Source organism: Paenibacillus sp. FSL R5-0475, from assembly GCF_038004585.1.
In the GTDB taxonomy this organism is placed as follows: Bacteria; Bacillota; Bacilli; order Paenibacillales; family Paenibacillaceae; genus Paenibacillus_AQ.
In genome coordinates, this window is the sequence record NZ_JBBORK010000001.1 from 4,973,290 (window position 1) to 4,995,286 (window position 21,997).

The 21,997-nt window shown below is 44.8% G+C and carries 18 protein-coding genes and 1 pseudogene; 3 read left to right on the forward strand and 16 right to left on the reverse strand.

Translation table 11 applies throughout. From position 1 onward, the window contains the following. Positions 1–3: 3 nt before the first annotated feature. Both MKX41_RS22330 and MKX41_RS22335 read right to left on the reverse strand, forming a co-directional pair. The gene (locus MKX41_RS22330) at positions 4–540 is read right to left on the reverse strand and encodes a PilW family protein (protein WP_340973168.1); all 537 of its coding nucleotides are present in this window, start codon (positions 538–540) and stop codon (positions 4–6) included. Next, positions 524–1,075: a type IV pilus modification PilV family protein gene (locus tag MKX41_RS22335; protein WP_340973170.1), complete on the reverse strand. Its 552-nt coding sequence runs from the start codon at positions 1,073–1,075 to the stop codon at positions 524–526. Before MKX41_RS22335 ends, MKX41_RS22330 begins: the two co-directional genes overlap by 17 nt. A 188-nt stretch (positions 1,076–1,263) precedes the next feature. Between MKX41_RS22335 and MKX41_RS22340 the strand changes: the two genes are divergently transcribed. Then, positions 1,264–2,052, forward strand: coding sequence for an alpha/beta hydrolase (locus tag MKX41_RS22340; protein ID WP_340973172.1), 789 nt, complete (start codon positions 1,264–1,266; stop codon positions 2,050–2,052). A 187-nt stretch (positions 2,053–2,239) separates the two neighbouring features. Here the strand turns inward: MKX41_RS22340 and MKX41_RS22345 are convergent, their stop codons facing one another. The 3 genes from MKX41_RS22345 to MKX41_RS22355 all read right to left on the reverse strand — a co-directional run bounded on the left by MKX41_RS22345 (position 2,240) and on the right by MKX41_RS22355 (position 5,620). Continuing rightward, positions 2,240–3,070: a phosphoenolpyruvate hydrolase family protein gene (locus MKX41_RS22345; protein WP_076297888.1), complete on the reverse strand. Its 831-nt coding sequence runs from the start codon at positions 3,068–3,070 to the stop codon at positions 2,240–2,242. Between the two features lie 41 nt (positions 3,071–3,111). After that, positions 3,112–4,320 carry a Tm-1-like ATP-binding domain-containing protein gene (locus MKX41_RS22350; RefSeq protein WP_042131317.1) on the reverse strand — a complete coding sequence of 403 codons (1,209 nt, stop codon included), beginning with the start codon at positions 4,318–4,320 and terminating at the stop codon, positions 3,112–3,114. A 100-nt stretch (positions 4,321–4,420) separates the two neighbouring features. Beyond that, a complete protein-coding gene (locus MKX41_RS22355) occupies positions 4,421–5,620 on the reverse strand; it encodes a phosphoenolpyruvate hydrolase family protein (protein ID WP_340973174.1) in 1,200 nt (399 codons plus the stop codon). A 292-nt stretch (positions 5,621–5,912) separates the two neighbouring features. Between MKX41_RS22355 and MKX41_RS22360 the strand changes: the two are divergent. After that, positions 5,913–5,999: pseudogene (locus MKX41_RS22360) on the forward strand (esterase family protein); the annotation flags it as partial. Between the two features lie 88 nt (positions 6,000–6,087). Continuing rightward, complete coding sequence (fliB, locus tag MKX41_RS22365; protein WP_340973176.1) at positions 6,088–7,332, forward strand: flagellin lysine-N-methylase; 1,245 nt, start codon at positions 6,088–6,090, stop codon at positions 7,330–7,332. A gap of 77 nt (positions 7,333–7,409) precedes the next feature. Here the strand turns inward: fliB and argH are convergent, their stop codons facing one another. The 11 genes from argH to hpf form a co-directional block, all read right to left on the reverse strand. Further along, positions 7,410–8,825, reverse strand: coding sequence for an argininosuccinate lyase (gene argH / locus MKX41_RS22370; RefSeq protein ID WP_340973178.1), 1,416 nt, complete (start codon positions 8,823–8,825; stop codon positions 7,410–7,412). A gap of 94 nt (positions 8,826–8,919) precedes the next feature. Then, positions 8,920–10,155 (reverse strand): argininosuccinate synthase, encoded by a 1,236-nt coding sequence (locus MKX41_RS22375; protein WP_042192353.1) that lies wholly within the window; start codon positions 10,153–10,155, stop codon positions 8,920–8,922. 311 nt (positions 10,156–10,466) lie between these two features. Next, positions 10,467–11,435 carry an ornithine carbamoyltransferase gene (gene argF / locus MKX41_RS22380; protein ID WP_340973180.1) on the reverse strand — a complete coding sequence of 323 codons (969 nt, stop codon included), beginning with the start codon at positions 11,433–11,435 and terminating at the stop codon, positions 10,467–10,469. After that, a complete protein-coding gene (locus MKX41_RS22385) occupies positions 11,432–12,718 on the reverse strand; it encodes an aspartate aminotransferase family protein (protein WP_340973182.1) in 1,287 nt (428 codons plus the stop codon). Before MKX41_RS22385 ends, argF begins: the two co-directional genes overlap by 4 nt. Positions 12,719–12,788: 70 nt before the next feature. After that, the gene (argB, locus tag MKX41_RS22390; RefSeq protein ID WP_340973184.1) at positions 12,789–13,619 is read right to left on the reverse strand and encodes an acetylglutamate kinase; all 831 of its coding nucleotides are present in this window, start codon (positions 13,617–13,619) and stop codon (positions 12,789–12,791) included. A 41-nt stretch (positions 13,620–13,660) separates the two neighbouring features. Next, positions 13,661–14,893, reverse strand: coding sequence for a bifunctional ornithine acetyltransferase/N-acetylglutamate synthase (gene argJ, locus MKX41_RS22395; RefSeq protein ID WP_340973186.1), 1,233 nt, complete (start codon positions 14,891–14,893; stop codon positions 13,661–13,663). 20 nt (positions 14,894–14,913) lie between these two features. After that, on the reverse strand, positions 14,914–15,969 hold the full coding sequence (gene argC, locus MKX41_RS22400; RefSeq protein ID WP_445671323.1) for an N-acetyl-gamma-glutamyl-phosphate reductase: 1,056 nt from the start codon (positions 15,967–15,969) through the stop codon (positions 14,914–14,916). 175 nt (positions 15,970–16,144) lie between these two features. Next, the gene (locus MKX41_RS22405) at positions 16,145–17,029 is read right to left on the reverse strand and encodes a YitT family protein (protein ID WP_076285679.1); all 885 of its coding nucleotides are present in this window, start codon (positions 17,027–17,029) and stop codon (positions 16,145–16,147) included. A gap of 151 nt (positions 17,030–17,180) precedes the next feature. After that, positions 17,181–18,294 (reverse strand): peptide chain release factor 2 gene (gene prfB, locus MKX41_RS22410; RefSeq protein WP_143759238.1). Its coding sequence is split into 2 segments (ribosomal slippage): positions 17,181–18,221 and positions 18,223–18,294, totalling 1,113 coding nucleotides; the frame shifts between segments, so codons are not numbered across the junction. 365 nt (positions 18,295–18,659) lie between these two features. Then, positions 18,660–21,167, reverse strand: a complete 2,508-nt coding sequence (secA, locus tag MKX41_RS22415; protein ID WP_042192370.1) for a preprotein translocase subunit SecA — start codon at positions 21,165–21,167, stop codon at positions 18,660–18,662. Positions 21,168–21,446: 279 nt separating this feature from the next. Then, positions 21,447–21,995 carry a ribosome hibernation-promoting factor, HPF/YfiA family gene (gene hpf / locus MKX41_RS22420; RefSeq protein ID WP_042131328.1) on the reverse strand — a complete coding sequence of 183 codons (549 nt, stop codon included), beginning with the start codon at positions 21,993–21,995 and terminating at the stop codon, positions 21,447–21,449. Positions 21,996–21,997: the final 2 nt, after the last annotated feature.

The window sequence follows — 21,997 nt, forward strand, 5'->3', positions numbered from 1 at the left end:
CTCCTAGAATCCGAATTTGCTTTTCAACTCCAATGGGTAGTCCCTTCCGTTGTAGCTCTGAACTAGTGATAAATCTATCGATATCAGACCACTGTCACACGGAACGGCGTTCTGACACTCTAAAATAATTTTGGATCCTTCTGCTAACTTGGAATGAATTGTAGTTCTTTCGTCCTCTGGAGGATTAATTACATCGGGGTTAGCTATCGTAAGAACTCCATTGGCAATCTGAATTCGTGACTTCATACCGTCTTGCCGTTCTAATGTAATGTAGCTATCCGTCTCTTCGCCATTTTGGGTGATCGCCGAGGTAACTTTCTCGGGTGCAAATGTATATAACTCCGTAATAATGGATGACATCAACAAATCGCCTTCATCCCGTAGAGAGTTTTCAATTGATATTTTATGATAGCTGCGTAAGCCTAACATCGTGATCCCTGAAATAATTCCAGCAGCCACCGTAAATAATGATAACGCCACAATCAACTCTACTAATGAAAAGCCACCTTCTCTGCGGAAAAGCTTAACGAATTTTCTCATCAGTAATATATCCCTCCACAACAGATTGGGTCTGAGGTCCATTAGAAGAATCCACTCTGCTGACTTTTACCAATACCGGCAATAGATATGCTGCCATATCCTTTTTATCCAAATCACTTAAAATTTCTTTATGTAACTCACGCTGGTACTCAATATCGATTCGATAGTTCACCCCATTAATTGAAGGGTTTAAAACCTGATTTAAGATGGTAGTATCTTCAACGAGTTGTCTATAGTCGTCACATTTCACAGAATCGTCTGCATCGATAACCTTTTGACATTTGGATGCTTCTAGCGAATTGTTCTCTTCTGATTTAAAGTATTCCTTCATCTTGTCAAAATCCTGCTTCTCCACATAAAACAGCGCGTTCCGCGCCAGATTGACCATAATCGTCTTGTTCTGGTTCGATTTAGAGTAACTCATGGCGTTTGTAAAGTAAGACGTAAGCACCAGTGATACTATCGACAAAATCACAATAGCGGCCAGCACTTCGATCAAAGTAAAACCTTTTTCCTGCTTTAGGCCTGATTTCATCCTACTTTATTCCTCCCGCCTACGAGAATGCTTTCATATTTGCACGTTTTTTCCTTAATTTTCTACTTCCATTATATTCTCTCATATCCAGCTACAGCAATCCTCAAAACCCTTATAATTCAGATATTTCTACAATATCTCTCACTTTTGCTCTGTGCTATCATTTGAAAAGAGAGGGGATGGATGAAATGGCTTTAATAGAGTGCAAATTTTATTCGGAAGTACTAGGATTGAATACCTCAATGACTGTAATTTTGCCGCAAAAAACAACCACACAAATCGGGATGAGCAACGTAACTAGAGGTGAACTTCACCCTACGCTGTATTTGCTGCACGGTTTGTCAGACGATGATTCGATCTGGCTTCGCCGGACTTCTATAGAACGATATGTAGCAGAGATGGGAATAGCTGTAGTTATGCCAAATGTGCATCGCAGTTTCTACACGGATATGGCGGTTGGCGGCAGTTATTGGACCTTTATTAGTGAAGAGTTGCCGATGCTTGCGCGCTCGTTTTTCCCACTGTCAGATAAACGTGAGGAGAACTTTGTAGCTGGACTGTCGATGGGTGGTTACGGGGCGATCAAGCTGGGACTGCGTAAACCGGAGTCTTTTGCAGCGGCAGCGAGTCTGTCAGGAGCACTTGATATGGCGCATAATTTTATGAACGCGGAAGATCCTACCGTCAAAAGCAAAGAATACGAAATGATCTTCGGAACAGAAGATATCGTCGGAACGCCCGAAGACCTTCTATGGCTGCTTGAGGAAGTGAACCGCTCCACGGGACCGAAACCAGCGCTGTATCAATGCTGTGGCACAGAAGATTTCCTGTACACAGATAACTTGAAATTCCGCGATGCATGCCGAGCAACCTCCCTTGATTTCACCTACGATGAAGGTCCTGGCAACCATGAATGGGGCTACTGGGATGCCAAAATCCGCGATATATTAGCTTGGCTACCGTTGAGTAATAACTAGCTTCTTCTAATAGACAACAAAAAGGTGCAGCCATAAGCTGCACCTTAATATCTGTTCTACCCAGATTACCCTCTTCGGAGGGTTCTTTTAAAATATAAGGATAGAGTATAAGTTTCATACTACTTTATCCTTATATTTCTCGCTTAATTGCTTACCGTCCTTATAAGGACGCCGAAGGCAATTATGCTTATTTGGTGATTTTTTTAAATAATCCAGTCTGTTCTGTGATTCCTTTTTCAGCAGCAAATCTTTCAATACTGGATGCACCAAAGAATCCGTCTATACCTTCTGTCCGTTCAATTACGTACGCCGCATCTTCTGGCTCTGCAATCGGTCCACCGTGACAAATTACCATGATATCTGGATTTACTGCTTTCCCTGCTTTAATAATCGCTTCAATTCTTTCTACACAATCATCCAATGTCAGAGCGGTCTTAGCTCCAATTGTACCTTTGGTAGTCAAGCCCATATGCGCCACCAGAATATCTGCACCTGCTTCTGCCATAGCTTTAGCTTGTTCAGGATCAAACACATAAGGCGTTGTGAGCATATCCAATTCATGTGCTGCTCTAATCATATCTACTTCTAAACCATATCCCATTCCTGTCTCTTCCAGGTTCTGTCTGAATACGCCATCGATCAAACCAACGGTTGGGAAGTTTTGCACGCCACTGAAACCTTGTTCCTTAAGTTGTTTTAAATAAACCTCCATCACTCTAAAAGGATCCGTTCCACATACGCCTGCTAATACGGGAGTATTTTTCACAACAGGTAAAACCTCAGAGCCCATTTCGACTACGATTTGGTTGGCATCTCCATAAGATAATAACCCCGCGAGTGATCCACGACCTGCCATTCTGTATCTTCCTGAATTATAAACAATCAGCATATCCGCTCCGCCAGCTTCACTGCTTTTTGCAGTAATCCCTGTGCCAGCCCCAACACCTAAAAGAATCTTTCCATTTGCAACTTCTTCTCTAAACTTCGCCATGATTTCAGTTCTTGTATTTTTGTTCATGTGTAACGCCTCCATCATTATTTAAATGTTCTGTGTTAGTGTTATTTGCTCATGAGATCTATTAGCTTCTGAGCTGCTGCTTCTGCAAACTCTACATCATTAATGGCACAATCCATTTCGATAACCTCGACAACATTTCTGTTCACACCATTTCTCAAGGTATCAAATAACATTTGATCTTCCTCTACGCCATAAAAGGCTTCCCCTGCGACATCAATGCCGGATATCCCTTTAAGAGGCAACATTAATACCGTTTTTTCTTTGGCCATATTTAATTTCTCGACAAGCTTTTTGCCGATGGCTTCATTCTCTTCTACCGTTGTTCTCATCAAAGTAACTGTAGGGTTATGCTTATAGAACTTATGTCCAGCAAATTTCTCGGGTACCGTATCATAAGGGCCAAAGTTGCACATATCAAGTGCACCTACCGACACAACCTGTGGAATATGATGTTTTCCAGCAGCTTCTAACCGATGAGGTCCAGCATTTAGCACACCACCAATAATTTCGTCCGCCCATTCTGTTGTGGTCAGATCCAATACGCCTTCAATAAAACCAGCCTCGATTAGCGCTTCCATGGACTGGCCACCTACACCTGTTGCATGGAATACAAGCACTTCATATCCTCTAGCTTCAAGATAGTTACGGGCTGCCGTCACACAGGGGGTTGTTACCCCAAACATGGTTGTAGCTACTAATGGTTTTTTCTCTATCACTTGTTTATTCTCAAATTTAAGCATACCGGCGATGGCGAAAGCTGCATTGGTAAAAATCTTTGTTGAAATGGAGTTCAGTCCAGCAACGTCTACTACAGATGGCATCATGACAATATCACTAGTGCCTACATATGGAGCAGTATTCCCTGAAGCTACGGTCGAAACCATCACTTTTGGTACACCAATAGGCAATGCCCGCATACCAGGGGTTACAAGTGAAGTCCCTCCAGTGCCCCCAAAGGAGATAATTCCATCAAATTTGCCTTGCTTATATAATTCAGGGACTAATTTTTCCATACCTTTGGCTAATAACTCTGTTGCTAGTGCTCTATCTTTCTTGGCAACGAGCTCATCTATACTTACACCCGCAGCTGCTGCTACTTCTCGGTTAGAGATATCCGGTGTAAAGGTGGGTTCAAACACCCCCGTATGAATCGTAAACGTACCTAGCTCCAAGCTTTCCAGCAAATTTTTAATGTAGAGATATTCTTCACCCTTGGTGTCAAAAGTTCCGGCAATGGCAATCGTCTTCATTTCTTCAACCTCCTCTTCAAATATCTACAACAAAAAAAGCATGATCAACTTATGAGTTAATCATACTTCTTTGGTTTATTAATGAAAACGCTTTTATGTCTTATGTTTTTGTGTTTATGTTAGATTTATATTGTTTTGGAGAAAACCCTTTATACTTCTTAAACATTTTGCTAAACTGCGCATAGTCTTGGTACCCAACTAATGGCGCTAGCTCAGATAACTGGATATGGTCTCTATGTAATATTTCTGCCGCCTTATCCATCCGAAATTGTACGAGATACGTTTGAAAGCTGCAGCCTACTTTTTTGGTAAACAAACTACTTAAGTAACTTCGGGATACATGGGCCACCTTAGCTAAATCTGCAAACAAGATCTCATTCATATAATTTTGAGCTACGTATTCTTTTACAAATTCAACATAATCATAGTGCTTTGTGATGCCGTCTAACATTTTGACCATAAAATCATCTTCATCCAGCGTCCCCGACACTTTAAAAGCTTTGGTTATATTCGTAATGGACTTCTCCGAGGGAATTCTTTCAAAAGCAGAGCCCCCGATATACCCCATCAAGTTTTGATTATTACTGTACATATACTGCACATCAATTGGCGTTTTCACAGGACCACCATAAACCAATTTAATTAAATCTGGCTTTAGCGCATTGCATGTGTTAAAAATCTTGTCCGCCTTAGCCTTGGCAGCTTCTAGAGAGAATACCTTCTTGGCTCCTAATAATCCCCCTTCGGTTAAGCCTAAATGTGCACAAATAATATCTGCTCCTGCCTCGATCATCTGAGCGGCTTGGATTTCGTCAAATACAAAAGCAATGGTAAACAAATCTTTTTCGTGAGCTATTCTTATAGCTTCTACTTCGAGTAGATAACCATTCCCTTCTTCTTCAAGCGCTTCACCAAATTGACCATCTATTAATCCAACCGTGGGGTAATTATTAATTCCGGAAAATCCCTTATTCTTTATTTCACTGATATAGGTCTCCATATCTTTTGTCGGATCGGTTGCATTAAGGCCAAAAATAATAGGAATATCTCTTACCAAAGGTATGATCTCTCTAGACGCAAAGTCCATCACCATATCATTACTATTGCAAAATGGCAAAATCCCAGCGAGAGAGCTCCTCCCCATCTGGCGGAATTTACCCGAGTTTAACATCAGAAGGAAGTCTGCTCCACCCTGCTTCGCATACTTTGCCGTTATTCCCGCACCTGTGGCTACTCCAATAATATGATTCCCCAGTTCTAATTGCGATCCAAGCTCGTCTAGGATTTGCTCTCTACTCATACTTACGTGCCCTCCTATCCCTAATCTAAGGATAACCGTAAAGAACACTGCGAATCCAGTTATGTTGTAATTAGCTTATTTAGATAACAAGCATAAACGCCTTCGGCGTCCTTATAAGGATGGTAAGCGTTTAAGTGAGAGATATTGGACATAAAGTATCGGTGTAAAACTTATTCTTTCTTATATTTAAAAAAATCCCGCCTGCCACCTATTATGGTATGAGGCGAGATTTGGTATTTATACGGCTTACAAAATAGCGTCACCGTGTTTCACTCCCCATTACTAAACCTAGGAGGAAGGTCCTGGCAACCATGAATGGGGCTATTGGGATACCAAAATCCGCGATGTATTGGCTTGGTTGCCATTGAACAGTGTATAGTTCAGAGTTCGGGTGCATCTTCATTTGATCATGATATCTGCCGATAATAAACCTATATGGCATTCTAAACTTTAAGGGAGAAACTATCATGATAGAAAAAAAGCGCGTTGTTCTTGTGCCAGAATACTTAGAGAAGTTCTCTTGCATTGGATCTGATTGTGAAGATACTTGCTGCGTAGGCTGGCGAGTAGATATTGATCAGAAAACCTATAAGAAATATAAAAACGTAAGCGATAGAGAAATGAAACCTCTACTAAACAAACATATAAAACGCAGACGTTCCAATGCATCAGAAATTAATTATGCAAAAATAGTGATGGATTCTAATTCAGCTTGCCCCCTTCTAAATGAAGATAAATTATGTTCTATTCATAAGACTCTAGGTGAGGACTATCTGTCTAATGTTTGTAGTACTTACCCTCGAACCACAAACCAGGTTAATGAAACATTGGAGAAATCGGCCACGTTGTCATGTCCTGAGGTGGCTCGTTTGGTATTGTTAAACCCAATTGGTATTCAATTTAATGAGATTGAAGAATCCATAAACGTCCGAAATTTTATGAATAAGCAAATAAATACAAACCGAGAAATGTCTTCAAAAAAAATAGATGGTTATTTTTGGGATCTGCGAATTTTCACAATACAAGTCTTACAGAATCGAAGTTATTCCATAGCACATAGATTAATAATCCTTGGAATGTTCTACCAGAAAATACAGGGATACCATTTAGAAGGACGACTAGATGATATCCCTCAACAAATTTCTTCCTACAGTAGCTTGATCGAAGATGGAAGCTTCCAGGATGCTTTGGCAGGTATCACCACATCAACAACTATTCAAATGCAGCTCTTAAAAGAACTGACTGATATTCGTATGAACACAGGGGTACAGAGTTATCGATATATAGAATGCTTTAGTGAATTACTTGAAGGGATTCAATATACGAAAGATTCAACAGTTGAAGAAGTTACAAAAAGATACCAACTGGCGTACAGTGAATACTATGCCCCCTTTATGACACCTAATGAATATATACTAGAGAATTATTTAGTGAATTATGTATACAAGAACCTATTCCCAAGTACAAATAATACGGATATTTTCGACTCCTATATTCTGCTTGTGGTTCATTATTCTTTAATCAAATTACATTTGATTGGCATGGCAGGTCATCATAAGGGAGACTTCGGAGTAAACCACGTGATTAAATTAGTTCAATCCTTTGCTAAGACGGTTGAGCACGACTCCTTGTACTTAAATAGGGTTATTGAATTGCTTAAGAGAAATGAATACACCTCCATGGCATATATGGCTATTCTAATAAATAACTAAAAAAATGCTTATAAATAAAAAATCCCGCCCGCACAACCTTACAAGGTATGCGAGGCGGGATTTATGTTTAATTTTACTTACAATATAGCGTCACCGTGTTGTACTACCCATTCATTAGCTTCGTGCAATGCCTGCTCCGCCCGTTCGATTGCAGCTTTCACTTGAACGGTGGCTGTGCCGCCATAAACGTTACGAGCGTTAACTACAGCTTCCGGTTGGAGAACAGCATAGATATTCTCATCGAACAACGGTGAGAATTGCTTGAACTCTTCCAGCGTCAGATCCAGCAGGAACTTGCCTTCGTTAATGCAGTAGAGCACTGTTTTTCCGATTACTTCATGTGCTTGGCGGAAAGGAAGACCTTTGCCTACCAAGAAGTCGGCGATATCGGTTGCATTCGAGAAGTCCGTGTTCACGGCTTCACGCATACGTCCCTTGTTCACCTTCATGGTGGAGATCATCGGCGCGAACAATTGCAGTGCACCAGTCAGTGTAGTAACTGTATCGAACATGCCTTCTTTGTCTTCCTGCATATCCTTGTTATAGGCGAGTGGCAGAGATTTCAGTACGGTCAGCAAGCCAATCAGGTTGCCGTAAACGCGGCCTGTTTTGCCCCGTACCAGTTCTGGTACGTCCGGGTTCTTCTTCTGCGGCATAATGCTGCTGCCTGTGCAGAAAGCATCATCCAGTTCTACAAAGCTGAACTCCGTGCTGCTCCACAGCACCAGTTCCTCACTGAGTCTGGATAGATGTGTCATGATAAGCGAAGCATTTGCCAAGAACTCCACGATGAAATCGCGGTCGCTGACAGCATCCAGACTGTTCTCATACACACTGTCAAAACCCAGTTGTTCCGCCACAAAATGGCGGTCGATCGGGAAGGTCGTTCCCGCAAGCGCTCCTGCTCCGAGTGGCAGAACGTTGATCCGTTTGTAGCTGTCCGTCAGACGTTCTGCATCGCGGCGGAACATGGAGACGTAAGCCAACAAGTGATGAGCAAACAGGATCGGTTGAGCCCGCTGCAAATGCGTATACCCAGGGATGATCGTCTCCACATTGTCTTTGGCTTGCTCGATCAAAGCTTCCTGCAACTCATGCAGCAAGCTAACTAGCTCAACTACACGGCCGCGTAAGTAAAGGTGCATATCGGTTGCCACCTGATCGTTACGGCTGCGTCCAGTGTGCAGTTTACCACCGACCGGACCGATTTCCTCGATCAGATGTTTTTCAATATTCATATGGATGTCTTCATCCGCTACGGAGAAAACAACCTCTCCAGCGTTAACCTTGTCCAATACTTTGTTCAGACCTTGCTTAATCGTCTCCACGTCTTCTTGTGGAAGGATTCCGCATTTGCCCAGCATCGTGACATGTGCCAGACTGCCTTGCACATCCTCTTTGGCCAAAGCCTTATCAAAGCCAATGGAAGCCGTATATTCCTCCACCAGCTTGTTCGTTCCTTTAGTAAACCGTCCGCCCCAAAGCTTGCTCACCTGTTGTTTCCTCCTCTTGGACGCCAGAGGGCCGCTCCTATCCTGACGGGAGGAACGGCCTTCGGGGTTGCCCGTTTAAGTATATGTTATCGTACTATTTAGAAGCTCCATTTACACCTGTAGAAACTTTAAGGCGCAAAGCGTTCAAGTGGATAAAACCAGTGGCATCCCCTTGATCATAAGCTTGTGTAGGATCAGCTTCCATCGTTGCAATCTCAGGGTTGTATAGGCTGACTGGGCTCTTCACTCCAGCGCCAATGATATTGCCTTTGTACAGTTTAAGACGAACAGTACCCGTTACATTTTGTTGGCTTTGCGTCACAAGAGCCTGCAGTGCAATACGCTCTGGAGCGAACCAGAAACCGTTATACACCAAAGTGCTGTAACGAGTGATCAGGCTGTCACGCAGGTTCATCACTTCACGGTCCATCGTGATGGACTCCATTTTGCGATGAGCGACGAACAGGATTGTTCCACCCGGAGTCTCATACACACCACGGCTCTTCATGCCGACAAAACGGTTCTCAACCATATCCACACGTCCGATACCGTGTTTACCGCCTAGCTCGTTCAATTTCTCCATCACTTGAAGTGGGTTTAAGGACTCACCATTCAGGGCTACGCAGTCTCCCTTAACAAAATCGAGTTCCAAATATTCCGCTTCATCCGGAGCATCCTCTGGAGCGTTGCTCAGTAGGAACATTCCTTTGTTCTCAGGTGCGCTTGGATCGAACCAAGGATCTTCCAATACGCCGCTCTCATAGCTGATGTGCAGCAGGTTACGGTCCATCGAATACGGCTTCGCCGCAGATGCTTGTACCGGAATATCATTAGCTTCCGCATAAGCGATCATTTCCGCACGGCCTGGAAATTGATTGCGGAACTCTTCCAGACGCCAAGGTGCAATCACCTTGATGTTCGGAGCTAATGCAGCTACACCAAGCTCAAAACGCACTTGGTCATTCCCTTTACCTGTCGCACCGTGTGCGATAGCCGTTGCGCCTTCAGCGATGGCGATGTCCACCATGCGCTTAGCGATCAGTGGACGAGCAATACTAGTTCCGAGCAAGTACTGGCCTTCATAAAGTGCGCCAGATTGGAACATAGGGTAGATGAAATCGCTAGCGAATTCATCGCGCAGGTCGTCGATGTATACTTTCGAAGCGCCGGTTGCTAGTGCTTTTTCCTCCAAACCGTCGAGCTCTTCTTTTTGGCCGATATCGGCAGTGAAGGCGATGATCTCCGCATCATAAGTTTCTTTAAGCCATTTCAAAATAACGGATGTATCTAGTCCGCCGGAATAGGCGAGTACAATTTTTTCTTTAGCCATGGTGTGGCAACTTCCTTTCGTGTGGGGGGTATAAGATTCGCTAAAATGCGCTTATAGAACTCCGGTAATAAGGCGCAACTGCGTGAAATGTTTGGACTTCCGGTCGCTGTTATAATCAGATTTCTATGATTGTAGTCTGCCTTCGCAGATGAAATCTGATTATAAAGGCGAACGCTAACGCTCCTACAGTTCCAAACTTTCACTTCATTGCTCCGCACCGGAATTCCAACGCTACTTATTAAGTTCATCTTATATAGTATTTTATATAATCTTAGACCAATATAAGTTCAATCCTAATTATCTATGATTCCTTAACTAATTAGGGCAGCCATTAAAGCCTTTTGCGCATGCAGGCGGTTCTCAGCCTGATCAAAGATGACCGAGTTAGGGCCGTCAATCACGCCTGTGCTGACCTCTTCCTCACGGTGGGCTGGCAGGCAGTGCAGGAAGAGATAATCGCTCTTCGCGCCTTTTACAAGCTCCTCATTGACCTGATAGTCCTTGAATGCCGCTTCACGCGCCTTTTGCTCCTCTTCGAAGCCCATGCTCGCCCACACATCGGTATAGATGACGTCAGCGTCTTGTACAGCTTCTTGCGGGCTGCGAGTGACCACAATCTTTGCTCCGGTTTCTTTAGCGATCTCACGAGCTTCTGCGACAACTGCTGCATCCGGCTCATAACCTTCCGGTCCGGCAATAGATACGTCCACGCCCAGCTTAGCTCCGCCAATCATTAAGGAATGCGCCATATTGTTGCCATCGCCGATGTAAGCCAGCTTCAGGCCTTTGAGCTTTCCTTTGTGCTCATAAATGGTTTGGTAATCCGCCAGCACTTGGCAAGGATGTGCCAGGTCGCTCAGACCGTTGATTACTGGAATAGAAGCATAACGAGCCAGATCCTCTACTTTGTCATGGCCGAAGGTACGGATCATAATTCCGTCGAGGTAACGTGACATTACTTGTGCTGTATCGCCAACCGTTTCACCGCGTCCAAGCTGAATGTCATTTTTGCTCAAGAAAAGGGCATGCCCTCCCAGCTGGTACATTCCAACTTCAAACGACACACGCGTACGAGTAGAGGATTTTTCAAAAATAAGACCAATCGTCTTTCCCTTCAGCGGCTGAAATTCTTCGCCATTTTTCTGCTTCTTCTTCAGCTCAATCGCCGAATCAATCAGATACGTAATTTCCTCCGGGCTGTAATCGTTCAGCTCCAGTAAATCACGGCCTTTCAGTTGCTGCGCAATGGTGTGCTTGTTACTCTGTACGCCCTGACTCATGAGCTTACCTCCCCGTTTGCTTGTTTAGCATAAGTATGAATGAGTTCGGAGACGATGTCTACCGCTTGGTCGATCTCCTCTTTACTTACATATAGATTAGGCAACAGACGAAGGACATTAGGACCCGCTGTCACGAACAACAGGCCTTTCTTTTGTCCAGCCAAAACAATATCGCCCACTGGTGATTGACATTCAATCCCGATCAACAGTCCTTTACCACGGATATCCTTCACAAAAGAACTATCCGCCAGCTTCTCTTTCAAAAGACCTGTCAGGTACTTACCCATTTCTTCAGCGCGTTGTGGAAGCTCATCCTCCAGCATCGTTTCAATTGTCGCTGCCATAACCGCTGTTGCGAGTGGTGTTCCCCCGAAGGTGGACGCATGGCTGCCTGGTGAGAAAGCATCACGCAAATATCCTTTGCCAAGCATTAAACCCGCTGGGAACCCACTAGCAATCCCTTTAGCCAAAGTGAAGATATCTGGTTCAATTCCATAATGCTGATGAGCGAACAACTTGCCTGTACGTCCCATTCCTGTTTGTACTTCATCTACAATCAGAAGCAATCCGTGTTTCTTGCACAAGGCTACTACAGCGTTCAAGAACTCTGGTTCTACCTCTAGCACGCCACCCTCTGCAAGCACCATCTCCAGCATGATAGCAGCGGTATGATCACCGATAGCAGCTTCCAACGCCGGGAGATCATGCAAGGGCACAGTCTTGAAGCCTGCTGGAAGCGGCAGGAATCCTTCTTTTACCTTTTGCTGACCTGTAGCTGTTAGTGTGGCTAATGTACGTCCATGGAAGGATTGTTCAAATGTGATAACCTCATAACGATCCACACCTTTAATCTTCTGGTGGTAACGACGAGCCAGCTTAATAGCAGCCTCATTCGCTTCTGCCCCACTATTGCAGAAAAACACTTGATCAGCGCAGCTATTCTCTGTCAAAAGGTTTGCAACTTTGTCCTGTCCAGGAATATGGAACAGGTTCGAGACATGCCAGAGCGTATCAATCTGACCCTTTAGCTTCGCACCGACTTTTTCAGGAGCATGACCTAGACTGGTCACAGCTAATCCACTTGTGAAATCAAGATACTTATTGCCCTTATCATCCCATACCCAGGTGCCTTTGCCTTTAACTAAGCTGAGATCATATCTGGCGTAAGAAGGGAATACCGCGCTAAGCTTGCCTGCTGCAACATCCGGTGTACCTGATCCTACTGTATCGGTCTGCTGTGCCCCTGCTTGCGAATCCAATTCAACTTGTGTAAGCTTGCTCATTCTAAGTCACTCTCCCACCTTGTGCTCCTGTGTACCAGGCTGCACCTCTAAATGATATTCATCTATGATTCTACGAACGAATAATACGTGTGCCTATCGCTTCACCTTGTAGTACTCGGCTAAGCACCCGCGGTTCTTTTCCATCCACAATAATAACCTCTGAAACGCTGCCTTGAATGCAATCGATAGCTGCCCGTACTTTTGGGATCATGCCGCCGTAGATTTCTCCACTTTCAATTAAAGCTTCGATTTCCTGTACGGTAACGGATGGAAGCACAACCTTTCGCCCCTCCACCGTACTCATAATGCCAGGCACATCAGTGACTACGATCATTTGGGGAGACTCTATATAAGAAGCGACTGCCCCTGCTGCTGTATCTGCGTTAATATTGTAGCGCTGACCTGCAGCATCTACACCAATAGGTGCAATGACAGGAATATATCCCATACCTATAATCCCTGTTACGATATCAGCTTTTACTTCCATTACTTCGCCTACCAACCCTACTTCAGCGCTATTAGCTACGGGTCTAGCAGTAATCATATTTCCATCGATGCCGGATAGCCCTAGAGCTAGACCACCACTTCCTTGAATTCGCCTTACAATCGCCTTGTTGATACTCCCTGCCAGTGTCATCTCTACGACATCTAGTACTGCCTCGGTGGTTACTCGCAGACCGTTCACGAAGCTGCTTTCAATGCCCAGCTTTGCTAGATTCTCTGAAATGGCTGGCCCTCCGCCATGAACAATTACAGGCTGAATGCCTTCCTGCTGCAAATCTCGTAAATCTTCGAAAAAAGAATCAGGAAGAGCAGCCAGCGTACTGCCGCCGCATTTCATCACAAACAATCCACTACCATCTAATGCATCTATAAGTTCAAGCTCGCTATTTAGCGTCATAAGTTCGGTATCCTTCCCTTGTGGGCTTAAGCCGCCACAAATTAGGTACGGTATGCAGCGTTAATACGCACATAATCGTAAGTTAGGTCACAGCCCCAAGCTGTAGCCTTTCCGGTTCCATCATGCAAATCTACAGTGATCAGCACAGTTTCACTTTTTTGCAAATAGGCCAAAGCCTTCTCCTCATCAAAAGCAACCGGCTTCGAATGCAGTAGCACCTCGATATCACCTAACGAAATGTTCACACGCTCCGGAGATACTGGAACACCCGCGCGTCCAACTGCAGCAATGATCCGTCCCCAGTTCGCATCCGCTCCAAAAATAGCAGATTTCACTAGGCTAGAACCCACCACTGTCTTGGCAATCGCTGCAGCAGCTTCGTCATGAACAGCACCATTCACTTGAACCTCAATCAGGTGAGTCGCACCTTCTCCATCACGTGCAATCGCCTTGGCAAGCGTCTGGCAGACATACGTGAATCCAGCGGCAAAAGCGTCCCAATCCGGATGCAGTCGAGTCAGCTTCTCATTACCTGCAAGCCCACTAGCCATCGAGACTAGCATATCATTCGTGCTTGTATCTCCATCCACTGTAATCATATTAAAAGTAACGTTCGTAGCAGAACGAAGTAGACTGTGTAAATCTTCCGCTGAAATATCAGCATCTGTAGTCATAAAACCGAGCATGGTAGCCATGTTAGGATGAATCATCCCGGAGCCCTTTGCAGCTCCAGCAATAATAACTTCTACACCGCCAACAAGCACCTTCACGGCAACCTCTTTTTTAACTAAATCAGTTGTAAGTATGGCCTGACAGAATTCCTCCGCTCCAGCAGCCCCACCGTCCAGCTTTTCTGGTATTGCAGCAATACCGCTACGTACGCAATCCATCTTCAGCAGCTCACCGATCACACCAGTCGAGGCGACAGCAACATCATTAACCTCTACACCCAAATGTTGAGCCGCAGCAGCGCGCATCTCATAAGCATCGGACTCGCCTTGTTCGCCTGTGCAGGCATTAGCATTTCCGCTGTTCACGACTACCGCCTGCAACGTTCCGTTCACAAGACTTTCACGCGTCACCTTCAGAGGAGCCGCCTGAAAAACATTTGTCGTATACACGGCAGCAGCCGTAGCTGGAACCTCACAAAGAATCACTCCGAGATCGTTGCGGTCTGTTTTTTTCAATCCACAGTGCAGTCCTCCGGACTTAAATCCTTTAGGTGAGGTAATGCTTCCACCTTCCAAGGCAGTAAATAATTCAATCTCGCTCATGTTATTTGTACCGCTGATCCTTATGGATACACAGGTGTGTAGCCGAGGCCAAGGGTTTCCTCCCATCCCATCATCAAATTAAGGTTCTGTATTGCCTGACCTGCCGCACCTTTTACAACGTTATCAATGACGGAGACTATGGTCACCCGCCCTGTACGAGCATCTGTCGCAAATCCGATATCACAATAATTAGAGCCGCTAACTTCTTTTGTCGCTGGAATCACACCTACATCGCGCACCCGCACATAAGGTCTGCCCGCATAATATTCACGATATAAATCCACAAAATCCTGTTCCGTATAATTGCCAGTCATTCCTGCATACATCGTACTCATGATTCCTCGGCTCATCGGCACGAGATGTGTGGTGAACGTTACGGTTACCTTTTCTCCAGCAATCTCCGTGAGTGTCTGCTCGATTTCTGGTATATGTTGATGTTTATTTATTTTATAAGTTTTTAAGTTCTCGTTTATCTCTGCATAATGCACCATCAGGCTCGTTCCGCGTCCAGCTCCGGTAACCCCTGATTTCGCATCAATAATAATACTGTCATGCTTAATCCAGCCTGCCTGAATCGCAGGAATTAGTCCAAGAAGTGTAGCCGTAGGATAACAGCCTGGATTAGATATAAAATCAACCCCAGCCACACGCTCTCCGAACACCTCGCAAAGTCCGTACACAGCTTGTTCTAGGTACTCATCAGCAGGAGCTGTATGTTTGTACCAGTGCTCATACTCTGCGCCATCCTTCAATCGGAAATCACCGGATAGATCTACGACCTTAAGTCCAACTTCCAGCAGCTGCGGCACCAGCTTTGCACTTACACCAGACGGCGTAGCCGTAAAAACCACATCCGCCCGCTCAGCCATCTGCGCCGGATCAACGCCATCCAGCCTTCGGTCAATAATGCCCGTCAAATGAGGAAACCCTTCCTCTATCGCATCCCCTGCACTAGATGAGGAAATTACCGAAGTAATCTCTACTTTAGGATGACTTTGTAGTAGCCGAATCAGCTCTACGCCTCCATAACCCGTTGATCCAACAATCGCCGCCCTCAGCTTGCCTTCCACTGTCATCCCCACTTCCTGCTTATCATGAATAAATTATTTAATATAATGCATACCGTCTTAGAAATATGTATTATTATACATCCCTATTAATATAAATACAACACAATATGTGAACTTTATTCATCCTAAATATAACCTCATTTAAAAAAAAAGAGAAGCGTCGCCTCCCCCGTAGGAGAGATTACGCTTCTCTTTTAAATCCTTCGCCTAACACTTCATGTGCTTCGGTAATAATAACAAATGCACTTGTATCTACGGATTGGACAATCGCCTTTAGCCTTGATACTTCATTCTGACCTACCACAACCATCAGAACAGTACGTGCATCTCCAGTGTACCCGCCATGTGCGTCCAGCTTCGTCAAACCACGATCCAGATCATTTAATATCGCCGCAGATATTTCATCTGTCTTATCCGAGATAATATAAGCAACCTTCGTATAACGGAAGCCTACCTCTATTGCATTAATGGCCTTACCCGTAACAAACAATCCGATCAGCGCATACAGCGCCTGCTCCATGCCGAGTATAAATGCAGCCAGCACAATAACCGTCCCGTCCAGCAACACAACGGAAACCGAGAAGCTGAGACCAGATATCTTTTGAATGATTTGCGCCAAAATCGTAAGTCCACCTGTTGAGCCCCGTCCGCGGAACACAACGCCAAGTCCCACCCCCACACAGATACCGCCATAAATGGAGGCTAAAAGTGGATTGGTTGTCGGTGTAGGCAAATCTTTTGTCAACAAGATAAATAGCGGCAATACAAAGCTCCCGAGCAACGAGCGAACGCCGTATTGTTTACCCAGGAAGATTACTCCGAGCACAAACAGCGGGATATTAAGTGCCCATTGCGTAAATGCCGGTTCAGCCCCAAACCAAGCTTCAGCCAATACAGAAAGACCCGATACACCACCAGAAGCTATATGATTAGGCAGAAAAAAAAGATTAAACCCCAATGCCGTGATTAGCGAACCGATCAGAATAAGCATTGTATCCACCACATGACGGACGGGTCCATTCAGTGGAATCAGCGGGGGTTTATTACGAGAATTGATTTTTTGCATTTCATGGCGCTCCTTAAAGTGTCATCTTGCTCTACGTAAGAAGAAACGGGTATTCCATCCATATCAAAGAATGGTATCCGTTTCCCCTAAAAAAATATAAAGATAAAGTATGGAGTAAGCTTATACTTTCCTATATTCCCGAAAAAATCCCTTAATCCGCCTCAACCTTGATCTGGCTACGCAAGTACCCATCAATGAATGCGTCCAGGTCTCCGTCCATTACTGCACCCACATTACCTGTTTCCACGGAAGTACGGTGATCCTTGACCATGTTATACGGATGGAATACATAGGAACGAATCTGACTGCCCCAAGCGATTTCCGATTGCTCGCCGCGAATCTCATCCAATTGCTGCTGCTGCTCTTGCAGCTTGCGCTCATAGAGCTTGGAACGCAGCATTTTCATGGCTTGTTCCCGGTTCTTGATCTGTGAACGTTCGTTCTGGCAGGTTACCACTACGCCCGACGGCAAGTGAGTAATCCGTACAGCAGAGTCCGTAGTATTGATATGCTGTCCACCGGCACCACTCGCGCGATACGTATCGATCTTAAGATCTTCGGTGCGGATCTCAACTTCAACATCATCCGTAATTTCCGGAACAACATCACAGGACACAAAAGAGGTGTGGCGTCTGCCAGAAGAGTCAAACGGGGATATCCGCACCAGTCGGTGTACACCCTTTTCGGCTTTCAAATATCCGTAGACGTTGAAACCCTTGATGAGCAGTGTGACACTCTTAATCCCTGCTTCATCACCCGGTAAATAATCAAGCACCTCAACCTTAAATCCACGTTTCTCAGCCCAACGTGTGTACATACGCAGCAACATCTGTCCCCAGTCTTGAGATTCTGTTCCGCCTGCACCCGGATGAAGCTCAAGAATAGCATTTAACTTGTCGTACGGTTGGTTAAGCAGCAATTGCAGCTCGAATTCATCCACTTTACTGCCTAGGCTACGGATCGTCTCTCCGATTTCTGTTGCCAGATCCTCATCGCCCTCTTCATCCGCAAGCTCTGCCATCATAGCAGCATCATCGTATTCCTGTTGAAGCTTCTCGTATTGATCTACGGAAGATTTCACAGCGTTCATCTCAGCGATTACACTCTGCGCTTGCTCACTATTATCCCAGAATCCTGGAGCCGCCATTTTCTCTTCAAAGTTAGAAATCATCTCTTGCTTAAGATCTAAGTCAAAGAGACCCCCTAAGGTCAGTTAGTTTCTTGCCTATTTCACGCAGATCCTGCTTTACATTTGGTTCTATCATAGGTCACTTCACCTTTCAAAATGGGTTGTTACGGTCTTCGCTATTGGAAAATTAGTAATGAGTGAATGTTCAGCCATTCCGAGAAGGATTGGACTTCCGATTGCTGTTATCCTCAGATTCCTTGATTAGATAACCGCACTTGCGGTTGGAATCTGAAGATAAAGGCGAGCGCTACGCTTCTCCAGTTCCAAACCTTCTCTCCATTCCTCATTCGCTCGAATACTAAATATCCAAAAAAGCGACTGGGCCGTAAACGGGGGATACCCCCGGGCCCAGCCGCTCTTTATGGTTAGTATACCCATAGAGATCAGGGTTAAAGACTTACATCTTCAACACCTGAATATGAGCGCTACTAAACGTTTGTCTTATGCGTTTTGACCGTGGCAATTCTTGTACTTCTTGCCGCTTCCGCAAGGGCAAAGATCATTACGGCCAGTCACAGCCTCAACATGAACCGGACGTTTCTCAACAGGTTCGCTGTTTGTAGAGATCTTGTCTTCATCAATAACGGATTGACGTTCCTGATTCGCCTCGATGTGAGCCTTCATAATATAAGTAGCTACTTCTTCTTGAATCGTAGCAGTCATAGTATTAAACATCTCAAAGCCTTCGAATTGATACTCGCGAAGTGGATCCGTACCACCGTAAGCACGCAAGTGAATCCCTTGACGCAATTGATCCATTGCATCAATATGATCCATCCATTTGCTATCTACGGAACGAAGCACGATTACTTTTTCGAATTCACGTACGAGTTCTGAGCCCAGGCGTTCTTCACGAGCAGCATATTTCTCAAGCACACGTTCAAAAATGAACTCGATGATTTCCTCTGCTTCCTTGCCCCATAGAATATCACGGGTCAAAGCACCTTCTTCAAGCAGCTTGCTGTTTACGTAATCAGCAACTTCTTGCAGTTCCCAGTTCTCAGGAATATCATCGCTACAGTGTGCAAGAACGATACGCTCAATTACTGGCTTGATCATTTCAAGCACGACATCTTTAATATTATCGGACTCCAGAATCTCACGGCGTTGTTTATAAATAATTTCACGCTGCTGATTCATCACGTCATCATATTGCAATACGACTTTACGGATATCAAAGTTATTACCTTCAACACGTTTCTGAGCAGATTCTACAGCACGTGTGATCATACGACTCTCAATCGGCTGATCTTCCTCGAATCCGAGACGATCCATCATAGTCAGAACGTTGTCAGCACCAAAACGCTTCATAAGCTCATCGCCAAGCGACAAGTAGAACTGTGTAGAACCAGGGTCACCTTGACGACCCGCACGACCGCGCAGCTGGTTATCAATCCGGCGTGATTCATGACGCTCTGTACCAATGATATGCAGACCTCCAAGATCTGTCACACCTTCACCCAGCACGATGTCCGTACCACGTCCAGCCATGTTGGTAGCAATCGTAACTGTACCTGGCTGACCTGCATGGGTAATGATTTCTGCTTCCGCAGCGTGATGCTTCGCGTTAAGCACTTGGTGTCTAACGCCTTTGCGCTTCAGCATTTCAGATACGAGCTCTGAATTCTCGATCGACACTGTACCAACCAGTACCGGCTGGTTCTTTTTGTGACGTTCTACAATTTCTTCCACTACAGCCTTGAACTTACCGTTCTCACTCTTGTAGACAACATCCGGCATATCTACGCGCTGATTTGGTTTGTTCGTAGGTACTTGAAGAACTTCAAGACCATAAATCTTCTTGAATTCCTCTTCCTCAGTCTTCGCTGTACCTGTCATACCGCCCAGTTTGCGATACATACGGAAGTAGTTCTGGAATGTGATCGTTGCAAGAGTCATACTCTCATTCTGTACTTCGATTTCTTCCTTCGCTTCAATCGCTTGGTGCAGCCCATCGCTATAGCGACGACCTGACATTAGACGTCCTGTAAATTCATCAACAATAACGACCTCACCCTCGTTTACAACGTAATCTACGTCACGACGCATAATTACATTTGCTTTTAGGGCTTGGACGATATGGTGATTCAAAGTTACATGACTGTGATCATACAAGTTCTCAATACCAAAAGCGCGCTCAGCAGTAGCCACACCTTTTTCAGTCAAGGCAACAGACTTCACCTTAATATCAACTGTGTAGTCTTCTTCAGCCTTAAGCTTTTTCACGAAACGGTCTGCTGAAAAATACAATTCTGTAGACTTCTCAGCTTGTCCGGAAATAATAAGAGGTGTACGTGCTTCATCAATAAGAATAGAGTCCACTTCATCAATAATACAGAAATACAGAGGGCGCTGAACCATTTGCTCTTTATAAAGCACCATGTTGTCACGCAAATAATCAAAACCAAATTCGTTGTTTGTGCCATACGTAATATCGCAGGCATAAGCAGCTTGTTTATCAGCATGGTCCATACCGCTTAGGTTAACCCCAACCGTCATGCCCAGGAAGTTATAGATTTGTGCCATTTGTGCGCTGTCGCGCTGAGCCAAATAGTCATTGACCGTTACTACGTGTACGCCTTTACCTAGCAAAGCATTCAAATACACTGGCAATGTACCTACTAGTGTCTTACCTTCACCAGTCTTCATCTCGGAGATTCGGCCTTCATGCAGAGCCATACCACCAATTAACTGCACATCAAAATGCCGCATACCAAGTGTCCGCTTGGAAGCTTCACGTACGGTTGCAAATGCCTCAGGAAGAATTTCTTCCAGAGTTTCGCCTTTTTCAATACGGGCACGGAATTCTGCTGTCTTAGCTTGTAACTGTTCATCAGATAGCTTTACAAATTCCGGTTCCAATCCATTAATTACATCGACTGTCTTCATGAGACGTTTAACGTCACGATCGTTGGTGTCTCCGAATATTTTCTTTACAAGTCCTAGCATGGTTAACCCCTTTCATGCAACACAGATGGTGGAACCGAGCCCATCCTCACAAAATTGAAAGGGCCATTTATAAATTCGATTCCGCTGCTTCATAAATTGTAACAGTTTGTAAGAGATGCCGCAATACAAGGTGTATCAGCCACATTTTTCAAATATAGTCGCTTATACGCACAAGAGCCCTATTCGCTGCAAGCGAATAGGGGCTCGGTTTAAATTTCTTAGGTTCTGACTAACTCTCGAGGCCCTTTATACTTAGAGCATAACTGGCATCATTGTATCTTAGCCCTGTTCAATCAGTCCATATTTACCATCATCACGTTTGTAAACTACGCTTACTTCCGAGGTGTCGATATTGGAAAACACAAAGAAATTATGTCCTACCATGTTCATTTGAAGAATTGCTTCTTCCACATCCATCGGCTTCATTGTAAAGCGTTTGTTCCGCACAACTTCTAAATCATCATAATCTTGTTCTTCTACAGCAACAGCGGTACTAGCTCCATCCACAAACAGCGTCTTCAGTCCCTCTTGACGGAACTTACGATTGATCTTCGTTTTGTGTTTGCGAATTTGACGTTCCAGCTTGTCCACAACGGCATCTATGGAAGCATACATGTCATCGCTGCGATCTTCCGCACGAAGCGTCACGCCAGCAAGCGGAATGGTTACTTCCACCGTATGAAGGCCGCGAACTACGCCAAGCGTCACAGACCCTTCAGAGGTAGGGGGTGCTTCGAAATACTTCTCAAGTTTGCTGAGCTTCTTATCAACATACTCTCTCAAAGCGTCGGTCACGTCAATTTGTTGACCTCGAATGGTGAATTGCATGG

Bases quoted from the DNA above. Each gene is read 5' to 3' on its own strand.
- argB (WP_340973184.1), bottom strand. From the start codon at position 13,619: ATGACGCTAAATAGCGAGCTTGAACTTATAGATGCATTAGATGGTAGT.
- hpf (WP_042131328.1), bottom strand. From the start codon at position 21,995: ATGCAATTCACCATTCGAGGTCAACAAATTGACGTGACCGACGCTTTG.
- argC (WP_445671323.1), bottom strand. From the start codon at position 15,969: ATGACAGTGGAAGGCAAGCTGAGGGCGGCGATTGTTGGATCAACGGGT.
- secA (WP_042192370.1), bottom strand. From the start codon at position 21,167: ATGCTAGGACTTGTAAAGAAAATATTCGGAGACACCAACGATCGTGAC.
- argF (WP_340973180.1), bottom strand. From the start codon at position 11,435: ATGAGTCAGGGCGTACAGAGTAACAAGCACACCATTGCGCAGCAACTG.
- MKX41_RS22335 (WP_340973170.1), bottom strand. From the start codon at position 1,075: ATGAAATCAGGCCTAAAGCAGGAAAAAGGTTTTACTTTGATCGAAGTG.
- MKX41_RS22385 (WP_340973182.1), bottom strand. From the start codon at position 12,718: ATGAGCAAGCTTACACAAGTTGAATTGGATTCGCAAGCAGGGGCACAG.
- MKX41_RS22345 (WP_076297888.1), bottom strand. From the start codon at position 3,070: ATGAACAAAAATACAAGAACTGAAATCATGGCGAAGTTTAGAGAAGAA.
- fliB (WP_340973176.1), top strand. From the start codon at position 6,088: ATGATAGAAAAAAAGCGCGTTGTTCTTGTGCCAGAATACTTAGAGAAG.
- MKX41_RS22350 (WP_042131317.1), bottom strand. From the start codon at position 4,320: ATGAAGACGATTGCCATTGCCGGAACTTTTGACACCAAGGGTGAAGAA.
- MKX41_RS22340 (WP_340973172.1), top strand. From the start codon at position 1,264: ATGGCTTTAATAGAGTGCAAATTTTATTCGGAAGTACTAGGATTGAAT.
- MKX41_RS22405 (WP_076285679.1), bottom strand. From the start codon at position 17,029: ATGCAAAAAATCAATTCTCGTAATAAACCCCCGCTGATTCCACTGAAT.
- MKX41_RS22330 (WP_340973168.1), bottom strand. From the start codon at position 540: ATGAGAAAATTCGTTAAGCTTTTCCGCAGAGAAGGTGGCTTTTCATTA.
- MKX41_RS22375 (WP_042192353.1), bottom strand. From the start codon at position 10,155: ATGGCTAAAGAAAAAATTGTACTCGCCTATTCCGGCGGACTAGATACA.
- argJ (WP_340973186.1), bottom strand. From the start codon at position 14,893: ATGAGCGAGATTGAATTATTTACTGCCTTGGAAGGTGGAAGCATTACC.
- MKX41_RS22355 (WP_340973174.1), bottom strand. From the start codon at position 5,620: ATGAGTAGAGAGCAAATCCTAGACGAGCTTGGATCGCAATTAGAACTG.